Source organism: Actinomyces oris (assembly GCF_001553935.1).
GTDB lineage: Bacteria > Actinomycetota > Actinomycetes > Actinomycetales > Actinomycetaceae > Actinomyces > Actinomyces oris_A.
Window position 1 is genome coordinate 1797414 of the sequence record NZ_CP014232.1, and the last position, 24757, is coordinate 1822170.

Annotated in this window: 19 protein-coding genes; 7 read left to right on the top strand and 12 right to left on the bottom strand. The window is 69.7% G+C overall.

The features are described 5' to 3' along the window. Positions 1 to 133: 133 nt before the first annotated feature. Positions 134 to 1477, top strand: a complete 1344-nt coding sequence (locus AXE84_RS07310; protein ID WP_060957405.1) for an arginine deiminase family protein — start codon at positions 134 to 136, stop codon at positions 1475 to 1477. Between the two features lie 19 nt (positions 1478 to 1496). Here AXE84_RS07310 and AXE84_RS07315 read toward each other — a convergent pair whose 3' ends face one another. From AXE84_RS07315 to AXE84_RS07350, 8 genes are all read right to left on the bottom strand, one after another. Continuing rightward, a complete protein-coding gene (locus AXE84_RS07315; RefSeq protein WP_236750013.1) occupies positions 1497 to 2762 on the bottom strand; it encodes a galactokinase family protein in 1266 nt (421 codons plus the stop codon). After that, complete coding sequence (locus AXE84_RS07320; protein WP_060957407.1) at positions 2759 to 3601, bottom strand: nucleotidyltransferase family protein; 843 nt, start codon at positions 3599 to 3601, stop codon at positions 2759 to 2761. The genes AXE84_RS07315 and AXE84_RS07320 overlap by 4 nt, the downstream gene beginning before the upstream one ends. A 22-nt stretch (positions 3602 to 3623) precedes the next feature. Further along, positions 3624 to 5042 (bottom strand): phosphoglucomutase/phosphomannomutase family protein, encoded by a 1419-nt coding sequence (locus tag AXE84_RS07325; RefSeq protein ID WP_060957408.1) that lies wholly within the window; start codon positions 5040 to 5042, stop codon positions 3624 to 3626. 87 nt (positions 5043 to 5129) lie between these two features. Further along, positions 5130 to 5993: a carbohydrate ABC transporter permease gene (locus AXE84_RS07330; RefSeq protein WP_060957409.1), complete on the bottom strand. Its 864-nt coding sequence runs from the start codon at positions 5991 to 5993 to the stop codon at positions 5130 to 5132. Next, entirely contained in the window at positions 5990 to 6943 is a 954-nt protein-coding gene (locus AXE84_RS07335) for a carbohydrate ABC transporter permease (RefSeq protein WP_060957410.1), read from the bottom strand. The genes AXE84_RS07330 and AXE84_RS07335 overlap by 4 nt, the downstream gene beginning before the upstream one ends. 66 nt (positions 6944 to 7009) lie before the next feature. Next, positions 7010 to 8302 (bottom strand): extracellular solute-binding protein, encoded by a 1293-nt coding sequence (locus AXE84_RS07340; RefSeq protein WP_081093118.1) that lies wholly within the window; start codon positions 8300 to 8302, stop codon positions 7010 to 7012. Positions 8303 to 8447: 145 nt separating this feature from the next. Beyond that, entirely contained in the window at positions 8448 to 10658 is a 2211-nt protein-coding gene (gene gnpA, locus AXE84_RS07345; RefSeq protein WP_060957412.1) for a 1,3-beta-galactosyl-N-acetylhexosamine phosphorylase, read from the bottom strand. Positions 10659 to 10755: 97 nt separating this feature from the next. Further along, on the bottom strand, positions 10756 to 11967 hold the full coding sequence (locus AXE84_RS07350) for an ROK family transcriptional regulator (RefSeq protein ID WP_236750014.1): 1212 nt from the start codon (positions 11965 to 11967) through the stop codon (positions 10756 to 10758). 644 nt (positions 11968 to 12611) lie between these two features. On the opposite strand from AXE84_RS07350, the gene AXE84_RS07360 reads away from it, so the two are divergent. From AXE84_RS07360 to AXE84_RS07370, 3 genes are all read left to right on the top strand, one after another. After that, complete coding sequence (locus AXE84_RS07360) at positions 12612 to 13898, top strand: quaternary amine ABC transporter ATP-binding protein (protein ID WP_010614045.1); 1287 nt, start codon at positions 12612 to 12614, stop codon at positions 13896 to 13898. Next, complete coding sequence (locus AXE84_RS07365; protein ID WP_010614046.1) at positions 13898 to 14776, top strand: ABC transporter permease; 879 nt, start codon at positions 13898 to 13900, stop codon at positions 14774 to 14776. The genes AXE84_RS07360 and AXE84_RS07365 overlap by 1 nt, the downstream gene beginning before the upstream one ends. Positions 14777 to 14842: 66 nt before the next feature. Next, positions 14843 to 15718 (top strand): glycine betaine ABC transporter substrate-binding protein, encoded by an 876-nt coding sequence (locus AXE84_RS07370; protein WP_060957413.1) that lies wholly within the window; start codon positions 14843 to 14845, stop codon positions 15716 to 15718. A 304-nt stretch (positions 15719 to 16022) separates the two neighbouring features. Here AXE84_RS07370 and AXE84_RS07375 read toward each other — a convergent pair whose 3' ends face one another. Further along, entirely contained in the window at positions 16023 to 16490 is a 468-nt protein-coding gene (locus AXE84_RS07375) for a hypothetical protein (protein ID WP_236750015.1), read from the bottom strand. 223 nt (positions 16491 to 16713) lie between these two features. Further along, complete coding sequence (locus tag AXE84_RS07380; RefSeq protein WP_148229166.1) at positions 16714 to 17286, bottom strand: hypothetical protein; 573 nt, start codon at positions 17284 to 17286, stop codon at positions 16714 to 16716. A gap of 215 nt (positions 17287 to 17501) precedes the next feature. On the opposite strand from AXE84_RS07380, the gene AXE84_RS07385 reads away from it, so the two are divergent. The 3 genes from AXE84_RS07385 to AXE84_RS07395 all read left to right on the top strand — a co-directional run bounded on the left by AXE84_RS07385 (position 17502) and on the right by AXE84_RS07395 (position 22423). Then, a complete protein-coding gene (locus AXE84_RS07385; RefSeq protein WP_060957414.1) occupies positions 17502 to 18602 on the top strand; it encodes an o-succinylbenzoate synthase in 1101 nt (366 codons plus the stop codon). Positions 18603 to 18726: 124 nt separating this feature from the next. After that, positions 18727 to 20472 carry a 2-succinyl-5-enolpyruvyl-6-hydroxy-3-cyclohexene-1-carboxylic-acid synthase gene (gene menD / locus AXE84_RS07390; protein ID WP_081093194.1) on the top strand — a complete coding sequence of 582 codons (1746 nt, stop codon included), beginning with the start codon at positions 18727 to 18729 and terminating at the stop codon, positions 20470 to 20472. A gap of 211 nt (positions 20473 to 20683) precedes the next feature. Further along, positions 20684 to 22423 carry a S1C family serine protease gene (locus AXE84_RS07395; protein WP_060957416.1) on the top strand — a complete coding sequence of 580 codons (1740 nt, stop codon included), beginning with the start codon at positions 20684 to 20686 and terminating at the stop codon, positions 22421 to 22423. Between the two features lie 23 nt (positions 22424 to 22446). On the opposite strand, the gene AXE84_RS07400 is transcribed toward AXE84_RS07395, so the two are convergent. Then, positions 22447 to 23817 (bottom strand): isochorismate synthase, encoded by a 1371-nt coding sequence (locus tag AXE84_RS07400; protein WP_060957417.1) that lies wholly within the window; start codon positions 23815 to 23817, stop codon positions 22447 to 22449. Between the two features lie 48 nt (positions 23818 to 23865). Continuing rightward, positions 23866 to 24591: a demethylmenaquinone methyltransferase gene (locus AXE84_RS07405; protein WP_060957418.1), complete on the bottom strand. Its 726-nt coding sequence runs from the start codon at positions 24589 to 24591 to the stop codon at positions 23866 to 23868. Positions 24592 to 24757 lie beyond the last annotated feature (166 nt).

Genomic DNA, 24757 nt, shown 5'->3' on the forward strand with positions numbered 1-24757 from the left:
GCCAACTGCGTTCTTCGCCGTCCCGGTTGATTCTTCGCTCAACAAAACCTGTCGGTGGTGGGCGACGGCGGTGGCGCGGACCTTTCCTCGTGACCGGGCTGAGACGCCCCTGACCTCCGACTACTCTGGGCCCATGACACAGACCGGTGTGACTGCCAGCCGTCCCTTCGTTCCCGTGGCCGAGGGCGGAGGGCGAATCGACTCCGAGACCGGCGCCCTGCGCGAGGTGATTGTCCACCGTCCCGGCGGGGAGATCGCCCGCCTGACCCCCATCAACGCCGACTCCCTGCTCTTCGACGACGCCCTCAACATCCCCCGGGCCCAGGCCGAGCACGACGCCTTCACGGCGATCCTGCGCTCCGAGGGCGTCATCGTCCACGACTTCCGCGAGCTGTTCACCGAGGTCCTGGCCGTCCCCGAGGCCCGCCGGCTGGTCCTGGACGAGGCCGTCGGCCCCGACGTCGTCGGCGTCTCCGCCTCCGAGCTGCTCATCGACTACTTCCAGTCCCTGCCCGACGCCGACCTCGCCGAGGTGCTCCTGGGCGGCATCACCCGCAGCGAGCTGCGCGAGCGCCTCAGCTCTTCCGAGGGGCGCGACCTGTTCTCCTCCACCTACCTGTCCACCCTGGAGGGGCCGTTCGTCGTCACTCCGCTACCCAACCTGCTCTTCACCCGCGACGCGTCGGCCTGGCTCTACGGCGGGGTCTCGGTCAACTCCATGGCCCTGGAGCCGCGCCGTCGTGAGGCCATCGGCTATGAGGCCGTCTACCGCTACCACCCGGCCTTCGGCCCGCGCCTGGCCGAGCTCGCCGGCTGCGATGACCCGGAGGCCCGCCTGTGGCGCGAGGTGGGGCGGGTCTCGGCCGCCTCGACCATCGAGGGCGGCGACTTCCAGATCCTGGGCAACCGGACCCTCGTCATGGGCCTGACCCACCGTTCCACCGCTGCTGGCGTGGAGCGCCTGGCCTCCCAGCTCTTCGCTTCCGGCGTGGCCGACCGGGTCATCGGTGTCCACATGCCCGACGCCGCCTTCTACACTCAGCTCGAGGCCGTCATGCACCTGGACACCCTCATGACGATGGTCAGCCCCGACACCTATCTGCGCTTCCCCGGCTTCACGGAGGTCACCACTGTGGAGATCGAGCCCGCAGCGGCTGGACGCTCCCTCCAGGTGACGGTCCATGACGGCTCGCAGATGGATGCGGTCCTCGCCCGCGCCGCCGGCATCGACTCCTTCCGCGTCATCAGCCCCGGCGCCTCCGACGAGGCAGAGGCCCTGCGCGAGCTCGCCCGGGACTCCTGCAACGTCGTGGCCCTGGCCCCCGGGCGCGTCATCGGCTACGCCCACAACCAGCGCGCCAACGACGCCCTGCGCAAGGCCGGCATCGAGGTCGTCGAGACCCCCGGTGTCGAGCTCGTGCGTGGCCGCGGCGGCTCGCACTGCATGACCTGCCCCGTCACCCGCGACGCGGTGTGAGTCCGGCCGGTCAGGGCGCTCAGGACAGCCGGCAGGCCCCCGGGCCCGGCCTGGTGACGATCACCGCGGCCTGCTCGGCGCCCGGCTCGCGGTCCCGGTAGGCCCCGATCCACTGCGCGGCGAAGGTCTCGGCGTCGTCGGCCCGCACCAGGGCGTACACCGACCCGCCCCACCCGGCGCCGAAGGAGGAGGCGCCGATGGCGCCCGCCTGGCGGGCCAGTGACACCATGAGCCGGGTCTGCGGCACCTGGTTGCCCAGGCCGCGGTCGGCCAGCTCCTGGGAGCGCCGGAGGACCTCACCTACGTCCGGGTCGGCCGCGGCGATCATCCGGGCACCGGCGGGAACCAGGACGAGGGACTCGGTGAGGAACTGCTCGATGCGCCGCCTCTCGTAGCCGGGCTCGCACAGCCCCAGCAGTTCCTTCAGGGCCGGGTCGCTGGCCGCCTGCTCGCCGGTGGCCTCCCCGATCAGGTGCCTGACGGCGCCGGCCAGGGAGGCGTCAGTGCGTCCGGTGGTCTCATTCCACCTGGCCAGCACCGCCTGGACGGTGCTCGGCCCGCGGTTGTAGTCCTCCAGGGCCGCGCCGGTCTTGTGGGCCAGCACCCCGCTCACGCCGACGACGAGCGCCCACTGGGTGGGGAAGGAGATGGTCTGATCGATGCGCATCGGGTCGAATCCGGCCAGGAGCAGCCGGTCCTGGGCGCCGCACAGCATGCCGGTGTGGTCCTCGCTCCCGCCGCGGGTGCCCACCCCGCTGGTCCCCGGCAGGTCCCGCCACGCCCGTCCGCCCTCCACGGCGGCGAGGTATCCGGCCAGGGACAGCCGGTCGGGCATCGACTCGACCCACCGGGGATCCTTGTCCCAGCCGTTGAGGGAGGCCAGGGCCAGGGCCGTGGCGCACACCAGTGCGGAGGACGAGCTCATCCCGGAGGCCGGCGGCAGGTCCGAGGAGAGGGTCAGGTGGGCTGCGGCGCCCGCCCCGAAGTTGAGGGTGAGGCGGTCCAGCACGGTCTGAAGGTAGCGGCCCCAGTGGCCCGGCTCCAGGCCCGGGTCCACCCCGGCGCGCAGGGTCACCGGATCGCCGCAGTCCGTGGTGGCGGTCAGGGACCCCAGCGGCCCGGACACGCGGCGCGCCCGTGCCGTGATCGCCCGGTCGACGGCGCCGACCAGGACCGAGCCGCCGGCGTAGTCGGTGTGCTTGCCCAGCACCTCGACGCGCCCGGGCACCCGCCAGGCGGTCTCCTCGGGCGCCTCACTCAACGCCCCGTGCGTTTCCTGACTCACAGCGACACCTCCGTCCCGGACAGGCGGGCCTCGACCTCGGCGATGTCCTCGCGCCGCGACAGGTCCAGGACTCCGCCGGTTGCTGCGAGGACGGAGACCGGACCGGGCAGGGCGCGCACGGCGTCGACGATCTCCAGCTCGCCGCGCGGCGAGGGGGTGATGCGGCGGCAGGCGGTGAAGATCTCCGGGGTGAACCGGAAGGCGTTCATTGACACCGGGGCGTGGGGCCCGGCGGCCCGGACCACCTCCGCTGAGGGCTTCTCCACGATCTCCTCCAGCGCCCCGTTACGGGCGCGCACGAGGGCGAAGGCGGCGATCCGCTCGGCGGGGATGTTGGACTCGGCCACCAGGGCGGCACGTTCGAAACCGGCCAGGGCATTGCCCCGGTGGCGGGCCAGGTCGCGCAGCACCTGACGGGGGTAGTAGTTGTCCCCGTTGACCATGAGGAAGGGCTCCCCGCCCACGGCGGCCTCGGCGGACAGGACGGCGTCGGCCGTCCCCAAGGGGTTGACCTGGACGGCCAGGTCGATCGTGAGCCGGGTGAGCTCCAGGGAGTCGATGTGGCGGCGGAAGTCCTCGTGCTCGGGCCCCACGACCAGGACGGCCCGCTCGATCCCGGCGTCGACCAGGGCCGAGAGGTTGTAGTCGATGAGCCGGTGCTCGCCGATGGGCATGAGGGCCTTGTAGCCGATGGCCGCGGCCGTGGCCTGCTGGGAGGTCAGGCCGGAGCCGGCCGGGCTGCTCGCCCGCATGCGTGTGCCCAGGCCCCTGGCCAGGACGACGGCGACACGGGTGCGCTCCGCCGCGCCGTCCACCGTCTCAGTGATCGCGTCTGTCATGGGTTCCTTCCTCCTGCCCGTCTCAGGCATCCAGGCCGTAGTGGCTCGCGACGGCGGCCGCGGTGGCCCGGGCCTCGTCACCGGTGGGCATCTCGGCGAAGACCCGCAGGAGCGGCTCGGTCCCCGAGAAGCGAATCGTCACCCAGCCGCCGCAGGTGAAGTAGACCTTGCAGCCGTCCTCCCACGAGACGCGCTCGATGTCGTGGGTGAAGTCGGGCAGGTCGTGAGCGCCGAAGATGCGCTCCTGAAGCTCAGCACGCCGCTCGGCGGTGAAGCCGTAGGCGTTCTCCACCATGACGAGCTCACCGTACCGGGCCACGATGTCGGCGTAGAGCTCGGAGAGCCGCTTGCCCGAGGCCGCCACCGCCTCCACCAGCAGCGAGCCGGCGTAGACCCCGTCCTTGCCGGGGATGTGACCGCGCACGGTCAGACCCCCGGAGGACTCGCCCCCGATGACGGCCCCGGTCTCGGCCATCTTGGCGCTGATCCACTTGAAGCCCACGGGCACCTCGTAGCAGACCTGCCCGTGGGCGGCCGCGACCCGGTCCAGCAGGTGAGTGGTGGACATGTTGCGCACAGCCGGACCGCTCCACCCCTTGCGGGTCAGCAGGTAGTCGTAGAGCAGGACCAGGACCTGGTTGGGGGTGAGGTAGGCGCCGGTGTCATCGATGATGCCCAGGCGGTCCGCGTCCCCGTCGGTGGCGATGCCCAGGTCCGCACCGGACTCGACGACGGCGTTGCGCAGGGTGGTGACGGTCCCCTCAGTGGGCGAGGGCATGCGGCCCCCGAACAGGGGGTCGTGGCGGTCGTGGATGACGTCCACCTGGCAGCGGGCGGTCAGCAGGATCGTCTGCAGGCTCGTCTCGGAGACCCCGAACATCGGGTCCAGCACGATGTGCATGTGGGCGTGGCGGATGGTCTCGGTGTCGAGCTTGTCGATGATGGCGTCCAGGTACCAGTTGATGGAGCGCTGGATGGTGACCAGCTCGCTGGAGCGGGCCTCATGGGCCTCGACGCTGCGCACGTCCGTGTCCGTCAGGCCCCGCAGAGAGGCGGTGAGCTCGTCGGTGACCGCCTGGTCGGCGTCGCGGCCGCCGGGCAGGAAGATCTTGATGCCGTTGTACAGGGCCGGGTTGTGGGAGGCGGTCACGGCCATCCCGTAGGCGGCCCCCAGGCGGCGCACCGTCCACATGGTGGTGGGGGTCGGGGAGGGACGGTCGATGAGGGTGACCTGGATGCCGTTGCCGACGAGCACCTCAATGGCCCACCAGGCGGCGGTGTCGGACAGGAAGCGCCGGTCGTAGCCGATGACGATGCCCTGTTCGGCCGTGCCCTCCTTCAGGATGCGGTTGGCCAGCCCCTGGGTCAGGAGCCTGACGTTGGCGCGGGTGAACTCATCGCCGATCACGGCTCTCCAGCCGCCGGTGCCGAAGTGGATCATGGGGGTTCCTCTGCGGAGGCGCCGTTGCCCGGAACGGGGCGGCGAGGTGGATAGGGGTGTGGTGAGGGAGGGCGCTGGGGGAGGGGCTCAGCCCTTGACGGCGCCGGCCGCCAGACCGGACTGCCAGAAGCGCTGCAGGCCCAGGAACAGCACGATCAGGGGGATGACGCCCAGGAGAGCGCCCTGGAGGAGCGCCCCGTACTGGGGGTTGAAGTAGGTCGACATGCCGTAGATCCCCAGGGTGACGGGCTTGAGCTCGGCGGAGTTGATGGTCATCAGCGGCAGGAAGAAGTTGTTCCAGGTGGCCACGAAGATGAACAGGAAGATGGTCACCATCGCCGGTGCGAGCAGCCGCAGCACGATGGTGAAGAAGATACGGATCTCGCTGGCCCCGTCGATGCGGGCGGAGTCGATGATCTCGTTGGGCACCGAGGAGTCGGCGTAGACGCGGCCCAGGAAGACCCCGAAGGGGCTGACCGAGCACGGCAGGATGATCGACCAGACGGTGTTGGTCAGGTGCACGGCGTCGAGGACCAGGTACAGCGGGATGGTCAGCAGCGCGATGGGCATGAGCAGGCCGGAGAGGATGACCACCTGGACGGCGCCCCGGCCCGCGAACTCGAACTTCGCCAGGCCGTAGCCGGCGGCCACCGACAGGAGCGTGCCCAGCACCCCGGCGACGCTTGAGTAGAGCAGGGAGTTGAGGATCCAACGCCAGAAGAGCCCCTGGGTCCAGCTCATGAGCGCGCTGTAGTTGGTGGAGAAGCTGTTGCGTCCGGAGAACCACCACCCGGAGGTGGTCAGCAGGTCGGAGTTGGACTTGGTGGAGGAGACGATGAGCCAGTAGACCGGGCCGAGCATGTAGGCCAGGACGATGACCAGGACCGCGATGGTCACGGCCCGTGCGGGCACCGACGGGCGCAGCGAGCGAGGAGTGTCGGTGGGCTTCACTTGTCGATCCTGTTCTGTACGAGGGCGTAGAGGGCGGCCAGGGCTCCGGCCACCAGGGCGATGAGGACGGAGATCGCCGAGGCCGGCCCCGAGCCGGACGGCGAGAGCGCACCGGTCATCGAGTTGTAGGCCATCATCATTGGCGTGTAGTCCAGCCCCATCCACTGGTTCTGGCTGTACAGAACAGTGGGCTCGTTGAACAGCTGCACCGTCCCGATGATGGAGAGCAGGACCGCCAGCAGCGAGGCCGAACGAACCATGGGGATCTTGATGCGCCGGACGATCTGCCACCCGGTGGCCCCGTCGATGCGGGCGGCCTCGTAGAGCTCGCGGGGCACGGACTGCAGGGCCGCCAGGAAGATGAGCATGTTGTAACCGGTGAAGGTCCACGTCGTGATGTTGGCCATCGACCACAGGATGATGCTGCGGCCGAAGAAGTCCACCTTGAGGCCCACCAGTCCCAGCAGCTCATTGATGGGGGAGAAGCTGGGGTTGTACATGTAGAGCCACATGATCGCGGCCACGATCCCGGGGATCGCGTAGGGCAGGAAGAAGCCCAGGCGGAAGACCGTCACCCGCTTGACCAGGAGGGAGTCGAGCACCAGCGCCAGGGCGAGGGCCGCCAGGATCATGACCGGGACCTGGACCACGCCGAACAGCAGGACCCGCCCCAGTCCCTTCCAGAAGGCGGGCTGTCCCGCCGCCTGGACGTAGTTGTCCAGGCCCACGAAGGTGCTCACCTTCTCCCCGCCGCCGTAGAGGTCCGAGCCGGAGGCGACGTCGCGGAAGAAGGACCGGTAGACCGACACCACGATCGGAATGAGGAAGACGACGGCGAACATGGCCAGGAACGGGGCCACGAACCCGATGCCCGCCCGGGCCTCCCTGCGCTTTCGCAGCGAGGTGGTGCGGATGGCGGATGCGCCCGTGGTCGTTGTCGTCGTGCTCATGATGCTCTCACTTCGATCGTGGTGCCGGTGGCTGCCTGTGTCTGCCGGTGGGCTGTGCTCGATCGCCTACTCGGCGACGGGCAGGTTGGCGTCCTTCAGGGAGCTGACCGAGGTCTTCTGGGCCGCCTGGAAGATCTCATCGACCTTGCCGGTCCCCTTCCCGGCCGCCTCGGCGGCCTTGGTCATGGGGTCGGCCAGGGAGGGCCAGGTCGGCATGAAGCCGAACTTGGAGTTCACGGCCGCGTTGGCCTTGGTGAACTCGGCGTAGATGTCCTGGCCTCCGAAGAAGGTGGAGATGGTCTGCGGGGTCTTCACCGGGGCCTTCGCGGTCAGGACCAGTCCCTGGGTGGCCAGGTCATCGACCTGGGTGTTGAACCAGTCGTTGAAGGCCATGGCCCCCTCGGGGTTGGAGCAGCCCTTGAGAACGGCCACGCCCGAGCCGCCGTCGGGACCGGACATGGCCTTGTCACCGAAGGCGGGCAGCTGGGCGACCGCCCAGGACCCGGCATTGGGGGAGTCCTTCATGGTGTCGGCCAGGAGCGCGCCCTCCCAGGCGGCTCCGATGGTGCCGATGAGCTGCTGGTCGACCAGCGCCTTGCCGAAGGAGTCGTCCCAGCGGTTGGCCACGAGGGCCGTCTTGGAGTCCAGGACCCCCTGCCAGAAGGAGGAGACCTTGGCGGTCTCGGGGCTGGAGACGTTGACCTTCCACTTGTCGTTCTCGGCGCTGAACCACTGGGCATTGGCCGCGGCCGCCTGGCCCGCCAGGGTATTGGGGGCCTCGTCGGGCTCGAAGGCCAGGGCGTACTTGCCCTGCTCGGCCGCCTTCTTGGCGACCTCGGCCAACTCGGCGCTCGTCGTGGGCACCTTCAGCCCGAGCTGGTCGAAGGCGGCCTTGTTGTAGAAGTAGACCAGCGGGCCGGAGTCCTGCGGCAGGCCGACAACGGTCTTGCCCACGGTCATCAGCGACATCGACCCCTCGGAGAAGTGCTCCTTGTACTTCTCAGCCTGGGCGGAGACGTCAGTGAGCAGGCCGGAGGTGTAGAGCTTGGGGATCTCGGCGTAGCCGACCTGGGCCAGGCAGGGGCCGGTTCCGGCCTTGACGTCGTTCTCCAGCTTGACGTTCATGTCCGCGGCCTTGCCGTCGAACTTGGTGGCCTCGACCTTCATATCGGGGTGCGCGGCGTTCCAGCGGGCCACGATGTCGTTGACCTTCGTCATCCCCTCGCCGTCGGGCAGGCGGTGCAGGTAGCGGATGACACCGCCGGAGGAGGCCGATCCGGAGGCGCCGGTCGTGGCCGAGCAGCCGGCGGCGAGCATCGCGAAGGCGAGCAGCGAGGCGGCCAGTGCGTGTTTCTTCATGGGAGTTTCCTTCTTCGTCATTGAAAAGGCCCGGCGTCTGCCGGAAGGAGCGGGGGCGCGGCGGGGCGGTGACAGGGAGCTGTCGGCGCTGTTGGTGTTGTGGGCGCGCGCCCGTGAGTGGAGTGTGGATATGGAACGGGGGTGCTCACTGCGAGGCAGCGGTGAGCCACTGGTGCCCTCCTTCCTCCAGACGGACCGTCCGGGGGCCCTGGGGCGTCGGCACCGTCGTGGTGACGGGCTCCAGGGAGTTGTTGATGACGAGGGTGGTGCGCCCATCGGGGTAGGCGGCCACCTCCACCCTGGGGTCGAGGGCCGCCCAGGCGGAGAAGTCCTCCTGGCACCCCGCGGCCCAGAAGATGGCCCGGTGCAGCAGTCGGGAGTTCTGGGCGCTGTAGGGCAGTCCCGTGGCGTAGACCGCCCGGCCCCTCCCCAGCTCGTGGACCGCGAGGCGGACCTGGCCGTCCGCGGCGTCGAGCACCCGGGTGGCGGGACTGGTGACGACGATGTCGGGGGTGCCCTCGCCGTCGTCGAGGCCGCCGGTCAGGTCCCGGGTGATGAAGTGCTCCTGCACCTCGGGCGGACGACGGCGCGTGCTCAGGCCCCAGCCGATCTCCCGGTCGACGCCCAGGACGTCGGCGAGCTGGAAGGTGACCCCGTGGGCGGGGTGGGCGCTGGGAGCCCCGACCCCGATGAGGCCGCCGCCGGCGGCCACGAAGGAGCTGACCTGGGCCACCAGCTCCGCATCCGCCCACTGCTCGCCCCCGGAGAAGGCGGTCCCCTCGGCGCCGGCGCAGATGAGGACCTTGACGTCCGGGGCCAGGCCGGCGCGCACGTCGTCGAAGGACAGGAACTCCACGTCCACCGGCAGGCCCGACAGCGCCTCAAGGACCCCCAGGTAGGTGTAGGTCTGGCGGTACCACAGGGCGTGCGCGACCATATGCGTCATCCAGGAGCGCAGGCGGCCCCAGGAGTTGATGACCGCGACCTTGAAGCCCGGGGTCAGCGGACGCAGCCCCGCGGAGCGCTCGTGGATGGAGCGGAACTCCGCGACGATCTGCTCGACGCGGTCGATGAAATCGGGGTGCTCCACGGCCAGGGACAGGTAGCCGCCGTAGCCGATCCGATCCAGGGGGGAGCGCACGATGGCGCGCCGGGCCTCCAGCCAGCTGCGGTTGGCCTCGGAGACGGGATCGCCGCCCGGGTGGAAGACATCGGGGAAGAAGTACGGCAGGAACCGGCCCTCGGTGTAGCGCACGTGCGGGATGTCGGCGATCATCCGGCAGGTCGCCCCCGATCCGACCGAGCCGACGACGGCGTCCAGGCCGGTGGTGGCGAAGTGCTCGCCGTAGGGCTCGGTGCCGATCCAGTTGTCGCCCAGGAACATCATCGCCTCCTTGCCCTGGGCGTGGACGGCGTCGGTCAGCTGGCGCACCCGGGAGCACACAAAGCGCTGCTGGAAGTCGATCCAGTCGCGGAAGGCGCGGGTGGGAACCCGGAAGGGGGAGTTGTAGTAGCCGGCGTCGACGAAGTCCTCCGCGGTCAGGCGGTAGCCGTACTCCTCCTCGAAGGCCTCCAGGGCGGGGACGCTCACCGAGGCGGAGTAGCCGAACCAGTCGACGAAGCGCTCGGTGGCGTCGGCGCCGTAGACGAGGGTGAAGTGGTAGAAGAAAGTGGTGAAGCGGACCACGTCCACCTCGGGGTGCTCCGTGAGCCAGGCGCTCAGGTGGGCGCGCACGTGGGACCACGTGGCCTCGTGGCGCACGTCGAAGGGCTTCTCCTTGACGCGCATGGGGTCCTCGTCCCAGCCGTTGGTGAGGTAGTTGTACATCTGGGTGGGGTCCCAGGTCTGGATCGCCAGGAAGCTGACGGTGTAGACGTGCCCGGCGAGGGTCTCGTGCACGGTGACCGTGCGCCCGTCGGCCTCGATGCTCCACGCGGTGGCGGGCAGTTCCTGGCCGGTGGTGCGGTCGTGGGCCTGCCACCAGCGCGTCACGTCGCAGCCGGTGTCGGGGCGGACCTGGTCGGCGAACCAGGAGGCCAGCAGGTCGATGCTCACGGGGCCGTCGGCGGTGGCGACGACCCGGTCGGACATGAGGAAGATCCGGGTGGCCTCATCGGGGTGGGCGTCGGCCCAGGCGTTGTCGCCGCGGCCCACGAAGTAGGTGGAGTAGACCTTGGTGGCCAGCTCCGAGACGATGCCGGGCAGCTCGGTGCCGTCGGAGTTCCGCACGGCGTCGGCGCCCAGGCGGGCGATGAGGCGGCGGACCTCCTCATCCATGCCTGTCTGGATCGGCAGGGTGAGGCGTCCCCCCGCCTGAGAGGGGAGCGGCGCCGCGGGCTGGGTCTGGAGAGACATCAGCACTCCTTCGGGCTGAATAGTCTGAACTCCGAACAAACTACAGCATGCGGCGCCCGTCTGCTACTGGCGAGGCGGTCGATATGCCTGGTGGCACCTAGGATGTGGGCCTGAGATCGACCAGGGTGGGGTTGTCGAGCACGGACTCCAGTGCCACGAGGGCGGCTCCATGTGATGAGGCCCACTGCCCCAGGTGGGAGGTCTCCAGTCTCACGGCGGCGCGCTGGTCCAACAGTCGATCCCTCAGGGCGGAGGCGGTGGGGGAGATGAACACGTCGGCGAAGGCGGCCAGGTACCCCGACAGCACGATCACCTCGGGGTTGAGGACGTCCGTGAGGATCGCCAGGGCGCGCGCGAGCGCCCGCTGGGAGAGCTCCAGTCTCCGGGTGAGCTCGGCATCCCCGGCGTCGAAGCGCTGGCGCAGGAGCTCGATGCGCTCATCCAGGGAGGTGGTCTCGTCGCGCACCGCGTCGCCCGGCGGGTAGATCGAGGTCAGGGCCTGCAGTCCGGAGCGGGTTTCCCAGCAGCCGCGCCGCCCGCACCGGCACTTCAGGCCCTCGGGCTCCACGGGCATGTGGCCGACCTCGCCGGTCAGGCCCAGCCAGCCGCGCAGGAGGTGGCCGTCGGAGATGATGCCGGCGCCGATCCCTTCACCGCCCGACAGGTAGAGCAGGTTGCGCACCCCGCCCTGCGCGTAGCGCTCGTAGGTGGCCAGTGCGGCGAGCTTGGCGTCGTTCTCCAGCGTGATGGTGGGGACACTCCTTTCGGGGCCTAGGCGTCGGGAGACTGCGTCGCGGACCCGGTCCGCCACGGCGACGTCGTGCCACTCCAGGGTGGAGGAGTAGCGCACGGTGTTGTCGGCATAGTCGATGATTCCGGGCTGGGCCAGGACGATCCCCGGCACTGTCGTCCCCTGCTGCGTCAGCTGCTTCAGGGCCTGGGACAGCATGGCCGCGACGTGCTCGATCATCGCCTCGGGGCGGTGTCCGACGTCGTCGACGAGCTCGCAGCGGCGCGCGTTGACCTCTCCGGTCAGGTCTGTGACGGACAGGAGTAGCGATGCCCCGCTGATCTCCAGGCCGATGCCGGCTGCTGTGCGGGGGGCCGGGCGCAGGCCCGTGCTCGGTCTGCCGACGTTGCCGGACAGATCCGGCTCCTCCTCGGTGAGCAGTCCCCGGGAGCACAGCTCGGCCACCAGTGTGGAGACCGTCGCCTTGGACAGTCCCGTCTCACGGGCCAGGCGTGTGCGCGACAGGGCGGGACTCATCTGGAGGTGGCGCAGGATGAGCGACATGTTCGAGATGCGCACGTCGGCGTGGGCCTTGGGGCTGTGTGTGCCCGGACCCCCGAGGGTTCCCCAGAGGTCTGGGCCGCCTGCCGGGATCCATCCTGCAGCCGGCACGGTCGTTCCCTCCTCCGTCGGTGTCCCGATTGGTCCTGCGGACCGCGGGCGTGCCCCTCAGCGTAGTGATTCCAGGTGAGCGGGGAGTGGGATTCGGCGGGCGTCCTGCTTGCTCTCTTGTGGCGCGGAACGGGCTGCGACGTAAATGAGACTATCACCACATTCTGCGGCCCTGAGGAGTTCCGGTTGCACATACGGACGTTGTTGGTTATGAGTCACGTTTGGGTGCGTGCTTTGTGGGACTCTGAGGAAGGCTCGATGTTCGTGATGATTTCAAGCATTCTCGATGCTTATGGGCGTCCATGCCCGACCGTGCTCGCCGGGTGGGTTCCGCCCTGTTCTGCGGCCGTGGCGCCGGACACGCTCGCGGGCGTGTCAAGGCCCGAAGTCCTCTGAATTCGCAGGATTCTGCGCCTGCTCAAATTGACCACTCGAACACTGCGCAGGACTATAAAACGGGCTTGCCGTCGTCGCGGGGTCCGGACGCGGCTCTCACAACTCGTCTTCCGGACTCTCGCGGCCAGGCCAGGAGCTAGATCGTGAGGAGTGCAGTGAAAGTCATTGAGGCCAACCATGTCTACAAGGTCTTCGGGCGGCGACCGTCCGACGGCGTCAAGAAGCTCAAGGCCGGCAGGACGCGGGACCAGCTGAGGAAGTCAGGGCAGACCGCCGCCGTCATCGACACCTCCTTCGATGTCGACAAGGGCGAGATCTTCGTGGTCATGGGCCTGTCGGGCTCCGGGAAGTCCACCCTCATCCGCATGGTCAACGGCCTGCTGCCCATCACGGCCGGCAGCATGACCCTCTACGGGGAGGACCTGGCGCACGTCTCGAAGTCGAAGCTGCGCGAGCTGCGCCGCGAGCGCGTGTCCATGGTCTTCCAGAACTTCGCCCTCCTGCCGCACCGCACGGTGGGTGAGAATGTCGCCTACGGCCTGGAGGTCCAGGGAATGGGGCGCTCCGAGCGCGAGCGCCGGGCCGAGGAGGCCCTGTCCATGGTGGGCCTGGAGGGCTGGGGCGGCTACAAGCCCGGCGAGCTCTCCGGAGGGATGCGCCAGCGCGTGGGCCTGGCCCGGGCCCTGGCCGCCGAGACCGACATCCTGCTCATGGACGAGGCCTTCTCCGCGCTCGACCCGCTCATCCGCCGGGAGATGCAGGACCAGCTCATCGACCTGCAGGGCAAGCTCGGCAAGACGATCCTGTTCATCACCCACGACCTCAACGAGGCCATGCGCCTGGGGGACCGCATCGCCATGATGCGCGACGGTCGCGTCGAGCAGGTCGGTACCGCCGAGGAGATCCTGCGCGACCCGGCCTCCGACTACGTCTCTCGGTTCGTGGCCGACGTCGACCGCACCCGGGTCCTGACAGCCGGCTCTATCGCGGAGCCCCCCTACGCAGTCCTGGGCTCGGACCGCAGCCCCCACGCCGCCCACAAGCTCCTGCGGGAGAACCAGCCGCCGTGGCTGCTAGTGCAGAACCGCGACCGCACACCCTTCGGCTACGTCTGGGAGGACGACGTCGCCCGGGCGGTCAAGGAGGGCTCCAACGCCCTGCCGCTGTCCACGATCCACGAGATGCCGGTCGTGTCGCACTCGACCCCCGTCAACGAGCTGTTCGCCCACGCCGCGCAGCACGCCGCCCCCATCGTCGTCGTCGACGACGACGGACGAATCTCCGGCGTCATCCCGCGCGTCACCCTGCTGGCGGCCATCAGTGAGCAGAACCAGGAGGCCGGGTCATCCAGCGCCGCCAGCGCCGATCTGGCCGCGGAGCAGACCGATGAGCAGGCCGGCAAGGCCAGTGAGACCACCGAGGCCGAAGGAGCCGACGCCTGATGATTCCCGTACAGACTCCTCTTCCCAAGATTCCCCTGGGCACAGCGGTCGAGGTCCTCATTGAGTGGATCCAGGTCCACCTCCATGGCTTCCTCACCGCGATCTCCCGGGCCGGCACCCTGGTCAACGACAACCTCGTGGACCTGCTCCTGGCCGTGCCTCCGCTGCTCATGGTGGTGGTCTTCGTCCTGGTCGCTTGGATGGCGAAGTCGTGGAGGCTGGCAGTGGGGACCGCCGTCACTTTCCTCATCATCATCTCCCTGGGCCAGTGGGTTAACGCGATGGAGACGCTGGTCCTGGTGACCCTGGCGACCCTGACCGCTCTCGTCTTCGCCGTCCCCCTGGGGATCTGGGCCGCCCGCAACAAGTACGTCAGCGTCCTCATCCGCCCGGTCCTCGACCTCATGCAGACGATGCCGGCATTCGTCTACCTCATCCCCTCTGTCCTGTTCTTCTCCATCGGGGTGGTGCCCGGGATGTTCGCCACGCTCATCTTCGCGATGCCCCCCGGGGTGCGCATGACCGAGCTGGGCATCAAGCAGGTGGACAAGGAGACCGTGGAGGCGGGGCGTTCCTTCGGCGCCACCGACTGGCAGATCCTGCGGGGCATCCAACTGCCCCTGGCCGTCCCCACCATCATGGCGGGTGTCAACCAGGTCATCATGCTGGCCCTGTCGATGGCCGTCATCGCGGGCATGGTCGGTGCCGACGGCCTGGGGAAGGAGGTCGTCAAGGCGCTCGCGACGATCGACATCGCCAAGGGCACCGAGGCGGGCCTGTCCATCGTGTTCCTGGCGATCTACCTGGACCGGGTGACCGCGGCCCTCGGGGCGCCGCGGGAGAAGGGCTCGCTGCTCTCACTGATCAAGAAGCGGTGACCCATGACTCGACGACGCTTTTCTACTTCGCCCTCACCGGCGTCGGGCACGTATCAAAGGAACACCATGCAGACCTCCCGCCGCATCTTCACCACCGCTCTGGCCTCCCTGGCGGCGGCGGGGGCCCTGTCCGCCTGCGGTCAGGGTTCGGGCGGGAGCAAGCGGCTCCGCCTCGGGTTTCTTCCGTCATGGAGCGATGGGCTGTCCATGACCCACCTGATCAAGACCCAGCTGGAGAAGGCCGGCTACCAGGTCAAGCTCATGGATCTCAGTGAGGCCGGACCGCTGTATGCGGGCCTCAGCCAGGGGGCGGTCGATCTCTTCCCTTCTGCGTGGCCGGACGTCACCCAGAAGAGCTACATGGACAAGTACCGCACCTACATCGAGGATCTGGGGACCTATTACGACTCGGCCCAGCTGTGCTGGTCCGTCCCGGACTACTCCTCCATGCAGTCGATCGAGGACATCAAGCCACACGCCTCGCAGATCGACAACAAGATCATCGGTATTGAGCCGGGTGCGGGTCTGACCAAGGTGTCGCAGGAGGACGTGATCCCCGCCTACGGATTGGAGGACCTGAAGTTCCTGACCTCCTCCACCACCGGGATGCTGGCCGAGCTCAAGAAGGCCGTCGATGCCAAGCAGGAGATCGTCGTGACCCTGTGGCACCCCTTCTGGGCGAACACCACCTATGGCATGCGGGACCTGAAGGATCCCAAGGGCGCGCTCGGCAAGGGGGAGGGGCTCCACTTCCTGGGGCGCGAGGGCTTCGCGCAGGACTACCCGGAGATCGCGAAGTGGCTGGGCTCCATCAAGATGGATGAGGCCACCTACGGCAGCCTCGAGGACCTCGTCGTCAACACCTACGGCGAGGGCCGGGAGGATGAGGCCGCCATCGCCTGGGCCAAGAAGTATCCGCAGTACGACTTCAAGAAGTCCTGACGCCGGCCGGCCGTAGGGCTTGGGGGTGCGCCCGCCGGGCGGTGCACGTGCGAGCCGCTGGGCGGTGCGGTCGGACCCGCCGGGCGGTGCAGGTGGCCCACCGACGGGGACATTCCACGCGGCCGGGTGCGTCCTGCTCCAGCCGGGGGCATTCGACGCCGTCGGGGACCATAATCCGGTCCCCGCACGCGCAGGACGTCCCCGGCCAGAAGAATACGCACCCGCACGCGTGGAATGTCCCCGGCCAGGACCGGCACCGTCGCGCGACTCGCGCTCTGAGCGCAGTGACGGCGGGAGGGGGCTCTCAGTCCTCGATGCGGTTGCCGTCCTCATCGAGGTAGTAGCCCTCGTCGTCGATGGGGCGGAAGGTCATCCGGCCATCGGCGATCTCCTCGGCGAAGTGATCCCGGGTCATCAGCCGGGTCTGACGACCGCGTTCCTTCATCTCCTCATAGGACATCGAAGTCTTCCACGGCTGTTCCAGTGTGCACGTGATGAGCATGAATAGCGCCCAAGTGACCACGGTCAACTGGACGACGGAGTACGGTGCGAAGACCATGCCTGCCGGCACCGCGCCGATGGCGGGACAGATGAGAGCTGCCACGGTCCGCTGCACCGCATTCATGTCGTTGGTGCGTTGGATGCGCATGGTCAGGCGCATCGATGCTGCGTCGAGCGTTTCTCGCACCGCGGTCGCCAGAATGGCGAATCCTGTGATCTGGTCTGAACTGAGTCCGGCGCGAGTGAGGGTGGACCAGATGGCTACGACCACTCCAAGAGTGATTGCCTCAAGAATGCCCAATCCGATCCGCCCGTACACCACCCCCCACAGGGGGACCGCTGGCTTCCAGGGGCGGTCTGGTGTGTTGGTGACGTCGCGTGTGCTAATATGCCCTTCCCCTGACGCTCCAAGCTCACAGGTCACGCTCTCTCACCCTGGCAAGCCTGTGATCGTCATCGCAGTTGAGGTCTGTCGAGGCGGCCGGGTCCGCCGGCTACAGCGCCGCGTGGGCCAGTGCGATGCGCCGGAGCTCGGGCAGGTGCTTGCGGGCGTCGCGGAAGTTGGTGGTGACGTACTCCGGCGGGATCGGCTGGGGCTGATGGATGCGCTCTTGGAGGGCGTCGTATCCGAGCGAGGTGTCCCACGGCCTCTCAATGAGGGCGACGAAAGCCATGAACGGCAGCCACGTGAGAGCCGTCAGCGCCGTCGTCGATGCCGGGGCGAGGAGGCGAGCGGCCAGGAATCCTGCGACCGCGGGGCAGGTCGCGGCGATGATCGTCAGCAGCAGGCCATGAGGATCCCGTGAGCGCCAGGCCCGCATGATGAGCCGGTGGGCCGAGGCGTCGATGAGCTCGCGAATCGCCACCGCCACCAGGGAGAACAGGCACGCCCTGCCGAATCCCAGCCCGGTGCGGGTCAGCGCCGACCAGATCAGCACGATGACCGTCAGGCCGACGGCGCTGGGCAGCCCGAGAACCAGGCGGCCCACAACCATTGCGGAGACGGGTGTGGCGGGCTTCCAGTGATGACGCCCTGCGTCCCCTGACCCTGTGCTGCCCTCGTTCATGACGTCCCCTCGGTGTGATCGCGAATTCAACCGCACGAGCCATTCTACAAAGGCTCGTGGGCAGGGGCCTGCGCTCACGGTCGCGCTCGACACCGGCACAGGGGCGCGAGACGGCGCCGGACAGTCCACTGCGCAGCCCCGTGGGCGTTTGCCGAGGTGGGCCCCGCCACCCTTGTCCCGGTTTCGTCGTCTTGATTGAAGATCGTGCGTATTCTGTGCCCGTGAGTCCGGACCATCAGCATGCCAACGGCGAGATCGACATCGCCTCTCTTCATGCTCAGGACTCCACCGGACTGCTGGCTCGCATCGACCGCGCGGTCGTCTGGGACATTCCTCTGACGACGCCGTTTCGCGGCATCACCCGCCGCGACGGCGTCCTGCTCCATGGCCCCGGGGGCTGGGGCGAGGTCGCGCCCTTCTGGGACTACGGGCTGGAGGCCAGCGCTCCCTGGCTCGCCTCAGGACTGTGTCAGGCCCTGGGCAACTCCCTCCTTCCCCGCTACCGCGAGACCATCTCCGTCAACGTGACCGTCCCTGAGGTCGGCGCTCAGGACGCCTCCGATCTGGTGCGGGCCTCCGGAGCCAGGACCGCCAAGGTCAAGGTCAGCGGCAGCAGTGACAAGCGCTCGGCGGACCTGGAGCGCCTCGAGGCGGTCCGCTCAGCCCTGGGGCGTTCCGGCAAGGTGCGCATCGACGTCAACGGCGCCTGGGACCTGGACACCGCCCGCGAGAACCTGCCCCTCATGGACCGGGCTGCCGGAGGGCTGGAGTACGCCGAACAGCCCTGCGCCACCGTCTACGACCTGGCCGACCTGCGCCGCGCCGTCGACGTGCCCATCGCCGCCGACGAGTCGATCCGGCTGTCGGCCAACCCCCTGGAGATCGTCCACCGGCGCGCCGCCGACGTCGCCATCCTCAAGGTGGCCCCGCTGGGCGGGGTGCACCGGGCCCTGGACATGGCCGAACGCCTTGGACTGCCCGCGGTCGTCTCCTCCGCCCTGGACACCTCCGTGGGCATCATGGCCGGCGCGACCCTCGCCTTCAGCCTGCCCTCCCTCAACCACGCCTGCGGTCTGGGAACCACGCGCCTGCTGACCCAGGACGTCGCCGACCCCAGCGTTCGCCCCAGCAACGGGACCCTGCGTCTGGACGCTGCCGCCCCCGTCTCCGAACGCCTCCTGAACGAGGTCAAGGCGGGGCCCTACCTCACCACGCACTGGCAAACGCGCCTGCTGCACCTGGCCGGCGCCCTCCACGCCCGCCGCCAGCGCGAGGCCCGCGACCCCAGCCGGGCCGTGGCCGGGTTGCCGCTGTAGCCCCACCCCAGCCGTGCGCAGGGCTCACCGTACTGTGACCAATCGCAGGGCGGCGCAGGCGGGCCGCTCTCGTATCCTCGCCCCTGTGACCGACTCCCCGGAGCGCCCGCAGCTCCCGCCCGCCATGGCCGACGCCAGCAGTCTCGTGGCGGCCCTCCTGGCCGAGGGCGTGCGCGAAGTTGTTCTGTGCCCGGGATCGCGCAGCGCCCCGCTGGCGGATGCCCTGGCCGATGCCGCCGACGCCGGGCACCTACGGCTGCGCGTCGTCCTGGATGAGCGCAGCGCCGGTTTCATCGCCCTGGGGGCCGCCCGGGCCCACGCCCTGAACGGGCACAGCCGCTGTGCCGCTGTCGTGACCACCTCGGGCACGGCCGTCTCCAACCTCCACCCGGCCGTCAGTGAGGCCGACGCCGCCGGCATCCCCCTGCTCGTCATCAGTGCCGACCGGCCCCACGAGTTGGTCGGCACCGGCGCCAGCCAGACCACCGAGCAGACCGGGCTCTTCGCGCCGGCCCTGCGCCTGGGCGTGGATCTGCCCGCTGACCTGGCCGCCGACCTCGGCGGCTGCGCGGCCGACGCCGCCATCGCCGGGCAGGTGCGCCGCGCCGTCGCCGCCGCCACCGGGACCCTCAGCCGGGATCCCGGGCCGGTCCAGATCAACGCCCGCTTCCGCCCGCCCCTGACGGCGCAGGACGCAGCGGAGGGCGCGGTGCCGGCCGCTCCGGTGCCACCCTCCCCGCCCATGGTCCCGGCTGCCCGGGCAGCTGTGCTGGACGGAGCCCCGGAGGCCAGTGCTGGCCAGCCGGCCGGCCGCGGCTCCTCCACGCTGGGGAGGGGGATCGTCGTCGCCGGTGACACCGCCCACCCGGGCGTTGGCTCCCTGGCCAGGTCTCTGGCCGAGCACCTCGACTGGCCGCTCCTGGCCGAACCCACCTCCCAGGCCCGCAGCGGCCCGCAGGCCCTGAGCCGTTACGCCGAGCTGCTGGGCACCCCCGCGGGTCGCGGGCTCGCCCAGCAGGCCGACCACCTCCTCGTCCTGGGCCACCCCAGCCTCAGTCGCTCCATCACCGCGCTCCTGGGGCGCGACGACCTCGACATCACCGTCCTGACCGAACGCGCCCAGTGGACCGACGTCTCCGGACGGGCCCGACGGGTCGTCCCCATGGACGGTGCCCATCACGAGCCCGACGACGCCGCCCTTCAGGCGGCCCGGCTCGCCGCCCGGCTCGGCCTGGAGAGCGCCCACGCGGCCTGGACCGACTCCTGGCGCCGGGCCGTGGCGGATCTTCCCGAACCGGACCGCTCCAGCAGCGCCGACGCCCTGGCCCGGGCCGTGTGGGAGGCCGGCCAGGCCCCCGGCGCCCCCACCCTTCTGCTGGGCTCATCCATGACGGTGCGGCGCCTGGACCGACTCGCCCAGCCCGGCGCCGCCGCCCCGAAGGCGGTCGCGAACCGCGGCCTAGCGGGCATCGACGGCACCATCGCCACCGGGATCGGACTGTGGATGGCCTCAGGGGAACCGGTTCGCGCCGTCATGGGTGACCTCACCTTCCTCCACGACGCCATGTCCTTGAACCGGGGCGTGCGTGAGGAGGAGGCCGACCTGCAGGTGATCGTCGTCGACGACGGCGGGGGTGCGATCTTCTCCCAGCTTGAGTACGCCCGCACCACGCCATCTGCCCGGTTCGAACGGCTCTTCACCGCCCCTCAGCGGGCGGATATCGCTGCGCTGGCGGCAGCCCTGGGGGCCCGCGTCCACGTCCCCAACGATGTCGCCGCCCTCCGCAGGCTCCTGGCCGAGCCGGTCGACGGTATGAGTGTCGTCATCTGGGAGACCACGAGGCACGGTCCTCACACCGTGACAACATGAACGACGATAGAGATGGACGGCAGCCAGCGGGATAGGGCCTGCGGCAGTGGACTCGACTCTCCCTGAGCCCACTGCCGGACTCTCAGCCCGCTGCGATACAACAGTTACACGATCCACAGCACAGCCTCAGGGAATCATCGGAAACGGCACAGAGCCCTGGTGTTGTCTACTCGTGGATCTGAGAGGGCGACACGCCCGAGGAGGAGCACAGATGAGCGGATACGACGAGACGAACCCGGAGGCATACCGGCCCACTGAGCCCGAGGCGGCGGCGGACGGCGCTCACTCCGGTGTCGACTCCTGGTCCGCCAGCAGCCAGGCCAGCCCGGCAACGGCGTCTTCCGTCAGTGAGGGCGCGAGCGTGTCCGAGGACCACGGCGGCTACGCGGATCTCTCCCAGGCCTACACTGCCGACGCCTCCCACTCCGAGCCGGTCCTGCCGCAGGGGGCGGGCGTGCGGCGCTGGGACGAGACCCGGCAGCTGCCCGCCGAGCCGCCGACCTCGCAGATGCCCGCTGAGCAGTCCGCGTCGCCATACGCGCAGTCCGCCCAGGGGCAGTACCAGCCCCAGCAGCCGTCCTACCAGCCGCAGCAGCAGCCTCAGGGGCAGTACCCCGCCCCTCAGGTGCAGCAGGCGGCGCCGTCCAGTTACTCATCCGCCCAGCAGCCCTTCCAGGGGCAGCAGACGCACCTCGGCTCGCCCTATACGAGCGTCCCGACGACGCCCGGTGGCTACGCGCCGGCCGGCGCCCCCACCGGGGAGTCCTTCTATGCGGCCTCGAAGGCCACAGGTGCTGACAGCGGCACCAAGAGGCGCCGGCGGGGGCCGGGCTGGTTCGCCCTGGTCGCCTCCGTGCTGGTCGCCTCCCTGCTGGGGGCCGGCGGTGCCGTAGGAGCGATCAAGGCTCTCGACGCCCGGGACGGCGGCGCGTCACAGCGCTCCACGGCCGCCCCCACCGCCATCGCCACCGGGAGCACGACCAAGACCGTCGACAGCGCCGGTCAGGCCCCCGACTGGGAGGCCGTCTCGGCAGCCGTGTCCAACGCCGTCGTCTCCATCGCCGTCGCCACGGACAGGGGCGAGGCCCTGGGCTCCGGAGTCATCTTCGACAAGGAGGGGCACATCATCACGAACAACCACGTGGTGGCGGGGGCCTCGCAGATCCAGGTGACGCTGGCCGACGGCCGCGTCTATGACGCCGAGACCACCGGTACCGACCCCGCCACCGACCTGGCGGTCATCCAGCTCAAGGACGCCCCCGACAACCTCACCGTTGCCCAGCTCGGAGACTCCGACAAGTTGGCCACCGGTCAGGACGTCATGGCGATCGGTAACCCGTTGGGTCTGTCCTCCACCGTGACCACCGGCATCATCTCCGCCCTCAACAGGCCCGTCGTCAACTCCCAGAATGAGGACGGCTCGGGTGATTCGGCGGTCTACACCAACGCCATCCAGATCGACGCCGCCATCAACCCCGGCAACTCCGGCGGCCCTCTCTTCGACGAGAAGGGGCGGGTCATTGGGATCACCAGCTCCATCGCCACCATGGGCCGCTCCGGCGGCGGCGAAGGAGGCTCGGGGAGCATCGGCATCGGTTTCGCCATTCCCGTCAAGCTGGCCGACAAGGTCGCCAAGCAGCTCATCAAGTCCGGTGCCGCCACGCATGCCTACCTGGGAGTCACCCTCGACACCGATGGCGCCACGGCCGACGGCGAGAAGCGCGCCGGCGCCAAGATCACCTCGGTTGAAAGCGGTTCGCCGGCTGACAAGGCCGGACTGAAGACGAACGACGTCGTCGTCGCCATTGATGGGAAGACCACCGCCCAGGGGTCGGCTCTCACCGGTTACGTGCGTCAGTACTCCGCCAACGACAAGGTCAAGCTCACGGTCATCCGCAACTCCAAGAAGCAGGACATTGACGTGACCCTGGCCGAGCGCAAGGACTCCTGACGCGATAGCTGCCCAGAGTCGTCTCAGAGACGCACGCCGAGTGCCCCCAGCATGGGACGCATCTTGGCGGTCGTCTCCGCCAGCTCGTCGATCGGCTCGGAGTCCGGCATGATGCCGCCGCCCCCGAACACTCTCGCGGGGGACTGCGGTCCGGGACCTCCTGTGGGCAGCTGGGCGCTGCGCAGCGCGATGCACCACTCGCCCTCGCCGTGCCAGTCCACCCAGCCCACGGGCCCGGCGTAACGTCCCCGATCCATGGACTCGGCCTCCTCAATGAGGCGCGCCGCCGCCTGGGTTGGCGTCCCGCACACGGCCGCCGTCGGGTGCAGCGCATCCACCAGGGCCAGCGCCCCGGTGTCCCCGGCAACAACCCCGGTGACATCACTGGCCAGGTGCAGGACGTTCGGCAGCGTCAGGACAAAGCGGGCGGGGGCCTCCACCACCGAGCACAGCGGCTCCAGCGCCGTGATCGCCGAGTCCCGGGCCAGCTCATGCTCCCGGTTGTTCTTCTCTGAGCCCTCCAGCCAGGAGGCCAGACGCGCGGTCGCCAGAGCGTCCTCGCCGGCGTGCCGGCGGGCCGTACCGGCCAGCACCCTGCTCATGAGGCGTCGATCCCGCAGGCGCAGCAGCAGCTCGGGACTGGCGCCCACCATCTGGTCGACGGCGAAGACCCAGGTGGAGGGGTAGTCGCTGGCCAGGCGCCGCAGGACCGTACCGGTGGCCAGCGGCCCGCCCGGGTAGGCCAGCACGTCGCGGGCCAGGACCACCTTGCGGGCCTGCCCCGCACGCATCCGCTCCTGCGTGGCGCAGACCGCCCGGCACCACTGCTCCTCGCTGAGCGCCCCGGCCTCAACGGCGGTGGTGCCGCCGGAGTCCCCGGAGTCCCTGTCGGTGCCGGCCTGCTCCCGGTCGACCGCTGCACGAGCATCGGCCACCAGCGCCGTCAGGAGTGAGCCGGGATCCGGGTGCTCTGGCTCAGTCCCGTCGTCAGTCCCGGACACCGCGGTCGTCAGCCAAGCACCGGAGTCGTCGAGCCCAACGAGGACCTCGGGAACCACCAGAACCGAGGACTGCTCGGAGCTGGGGGAGAAGGTGATCGCGCCCAGCGCCACCGGCCCGGTCCCGGGGCGGACCAGCGCATCACGCCACCAGGCCGCGCCGACCACGGCCCGCCACGCGGCCCGCAGTGTCTCAATGCGATCCGCCCCGTGGGCCTCGATCACCAGGGCGCGGCCCAGGCCTATGAGTCCGCGCCCCTCGTGCACCCAGGAGCTGACATCCTCACGGCCCGCCAGCAGGTCGATGAGAGCCAGCCCCTCCAGTGCGTCCTCGGGCAGCTCGCGGGTGCGGAAGGACAGCCGCGGCGGGGCGGCCAGGCAGTGCTCTGCCCTCACGACTCTGCCCTCACGACGTCGGCCCCGGGGTGCTGCTCAGGTCGGTTCTCACTGCTCGCCCTGGGCGGGCACGGGCCGCGTGGCCCGGTGAACCGCGACGATCCCGCCGGAGAGGTTCTTGTAGCCCACGCCCCGCCATCCGGCCTGCTGCATGAGGCCGGCCAGCTCCCGCTGGTCCGGCCAGGCCAGGATCGACTCGCCCAGATAGTCGTAGGCCTCGGTGTTCGACGAGACCAGGCGGGCGGCGGCCGGCAGGGCGCTGCCCAGGTAGAAGCGGTATAGGTGGCGGAAGGGCGGCCAGGTCGGGGTGGAGAACTCCGCGATGACGATCCGCCCGCCCGGAACCGTCACCCGGCGCATCTCCGACAGTGCCCGCGCCGTGTCCTGCACGTTGCGCAGCCCGTAGGAGATGGTGACGACGTCGAAGCTCTCGTCGGCGAAGGGCAGCGCCGTGGCGTCCCCGGCCACGAAGGCGATCTCGGGATGGCGGCGCTTGCCCTCGGCCACCATGCCGGTGGAGAAGTCGCAGGCCACGACCTCGGCGCCGTCAGCGGCGTACTCCACCGAGGAGGTGCCGGTCCCCGCGGCCAGATCCAGGACGCGCATCCCCGGCCTCGCGGCGACGGCCGCGCGCGTCACCCGGCGCCACATGTGCACCTGGAACAGGCTCATCACGTCATTGGACAGGTCGTAGCGGCGCGCGACAGCGTCGAACATCCCGGCGACCTCGCGCGGGTCCTTGGCGAGGCTGGCTCGCAGGGGGGATCGGCTCATGGGGTCATCATCGCAAATCCCGGCCGCGGTCACGCCGCCGAGGCGTGCCGCAGACTGCCCCAGAGCGATCTGCGACCACCCCGGCCTCGCTCTAGGACACAGGTCCCGTCCGACAGTGTTGAAATTCGTCACTCACTTGCAGCGTAATTCTGGGGCGCCGTCATCT

Bases quoted from the DNA above. Each gene is read 5' to 3' on its own strand.
- AXE84_RS07340 (WP_081093118.1), bottom strand. From the start codon at position 8,302: ATGAAGAAACACGCACTGGCCGCCTCGCTGCTCGCCTTCGCGATGCTC.
- AXE84_RS07395 (WP_060957416.1), top strand. From the start codon at position 20,684: ATGAGCGGATACGACGAGACGAACCCGGAGGCATACCGGCCCACTGAG.
- AXE84_RS07320 (WP_060957407.1), bottom strand. From the start codon at position 3,601: ATGACAGACGCGATCACTGAGACGGTGGACGGCGCGGCGGAGCGCACC.
- AXE84_RS07380 (WP_148229166.1), bottom strand. From the start codon at position 17,286: ATGAACGAGGGCAGCACAGGGTCAGGGGACGCAGGGCGTCATCACTGG.
- AXE84_RS07405 (WP_060957418.1), bottom strand. From the start codon at position 24,591: ATGAGCCGATCCCCCCTGCGAGCCAGCCTCGCCAAGGACCCGCGCGAG.
- AXE84_RS07365 (WP_010614046.1), top strand. From the start codon at position 13,898: ATGATTCCCGTACAGACTCCTCTTCCCAAGATTCCCCTGGGCACAGCG.
- menD (WP_081093194.1), top strand. From the start codon at position 18,727: ATGGCCGACGCCAGCAGTCTCGTGGCGGCCCTCCTGGCCGAGGGCGTG.
- AXE84_RS07310 (WP_060957405.1), top strand. From the start codon at position 134: ATGACACAGACCGGTGTGACTGCCAGCCGTCCCTTCGTTCCCGTGGCC.
- AXE84_RS07370 (WP_060957413.1), top strand. From the start codon at position 14,843: ATGCAGACCTCCCGCCGCATCTTCACCACCGCTCTGGCCTCCCTGGCG.
- gnpA (WP_060957412.1), bottom strand. From the start codon at position 10,658: ATGTCTCTCCAGACCCAGCCCGCGGCGCCGCTCCCCTCTCAGGCGGGG.
- AXE84_RS07325 (WP_060957408.1), bottom strand. From the start codon at position 5,042: ATGATCCACTTCGGCACCGGCGGCTGGAGAGCCGTGATCGGCGATGAG.
- AXE84_RS07335 (WP_060957410.1), bottom strand. From the start codon at position 6,943: ATGAGCACGACGACAACGACCACGGGCGCATCCGCCATCCGCACCACC.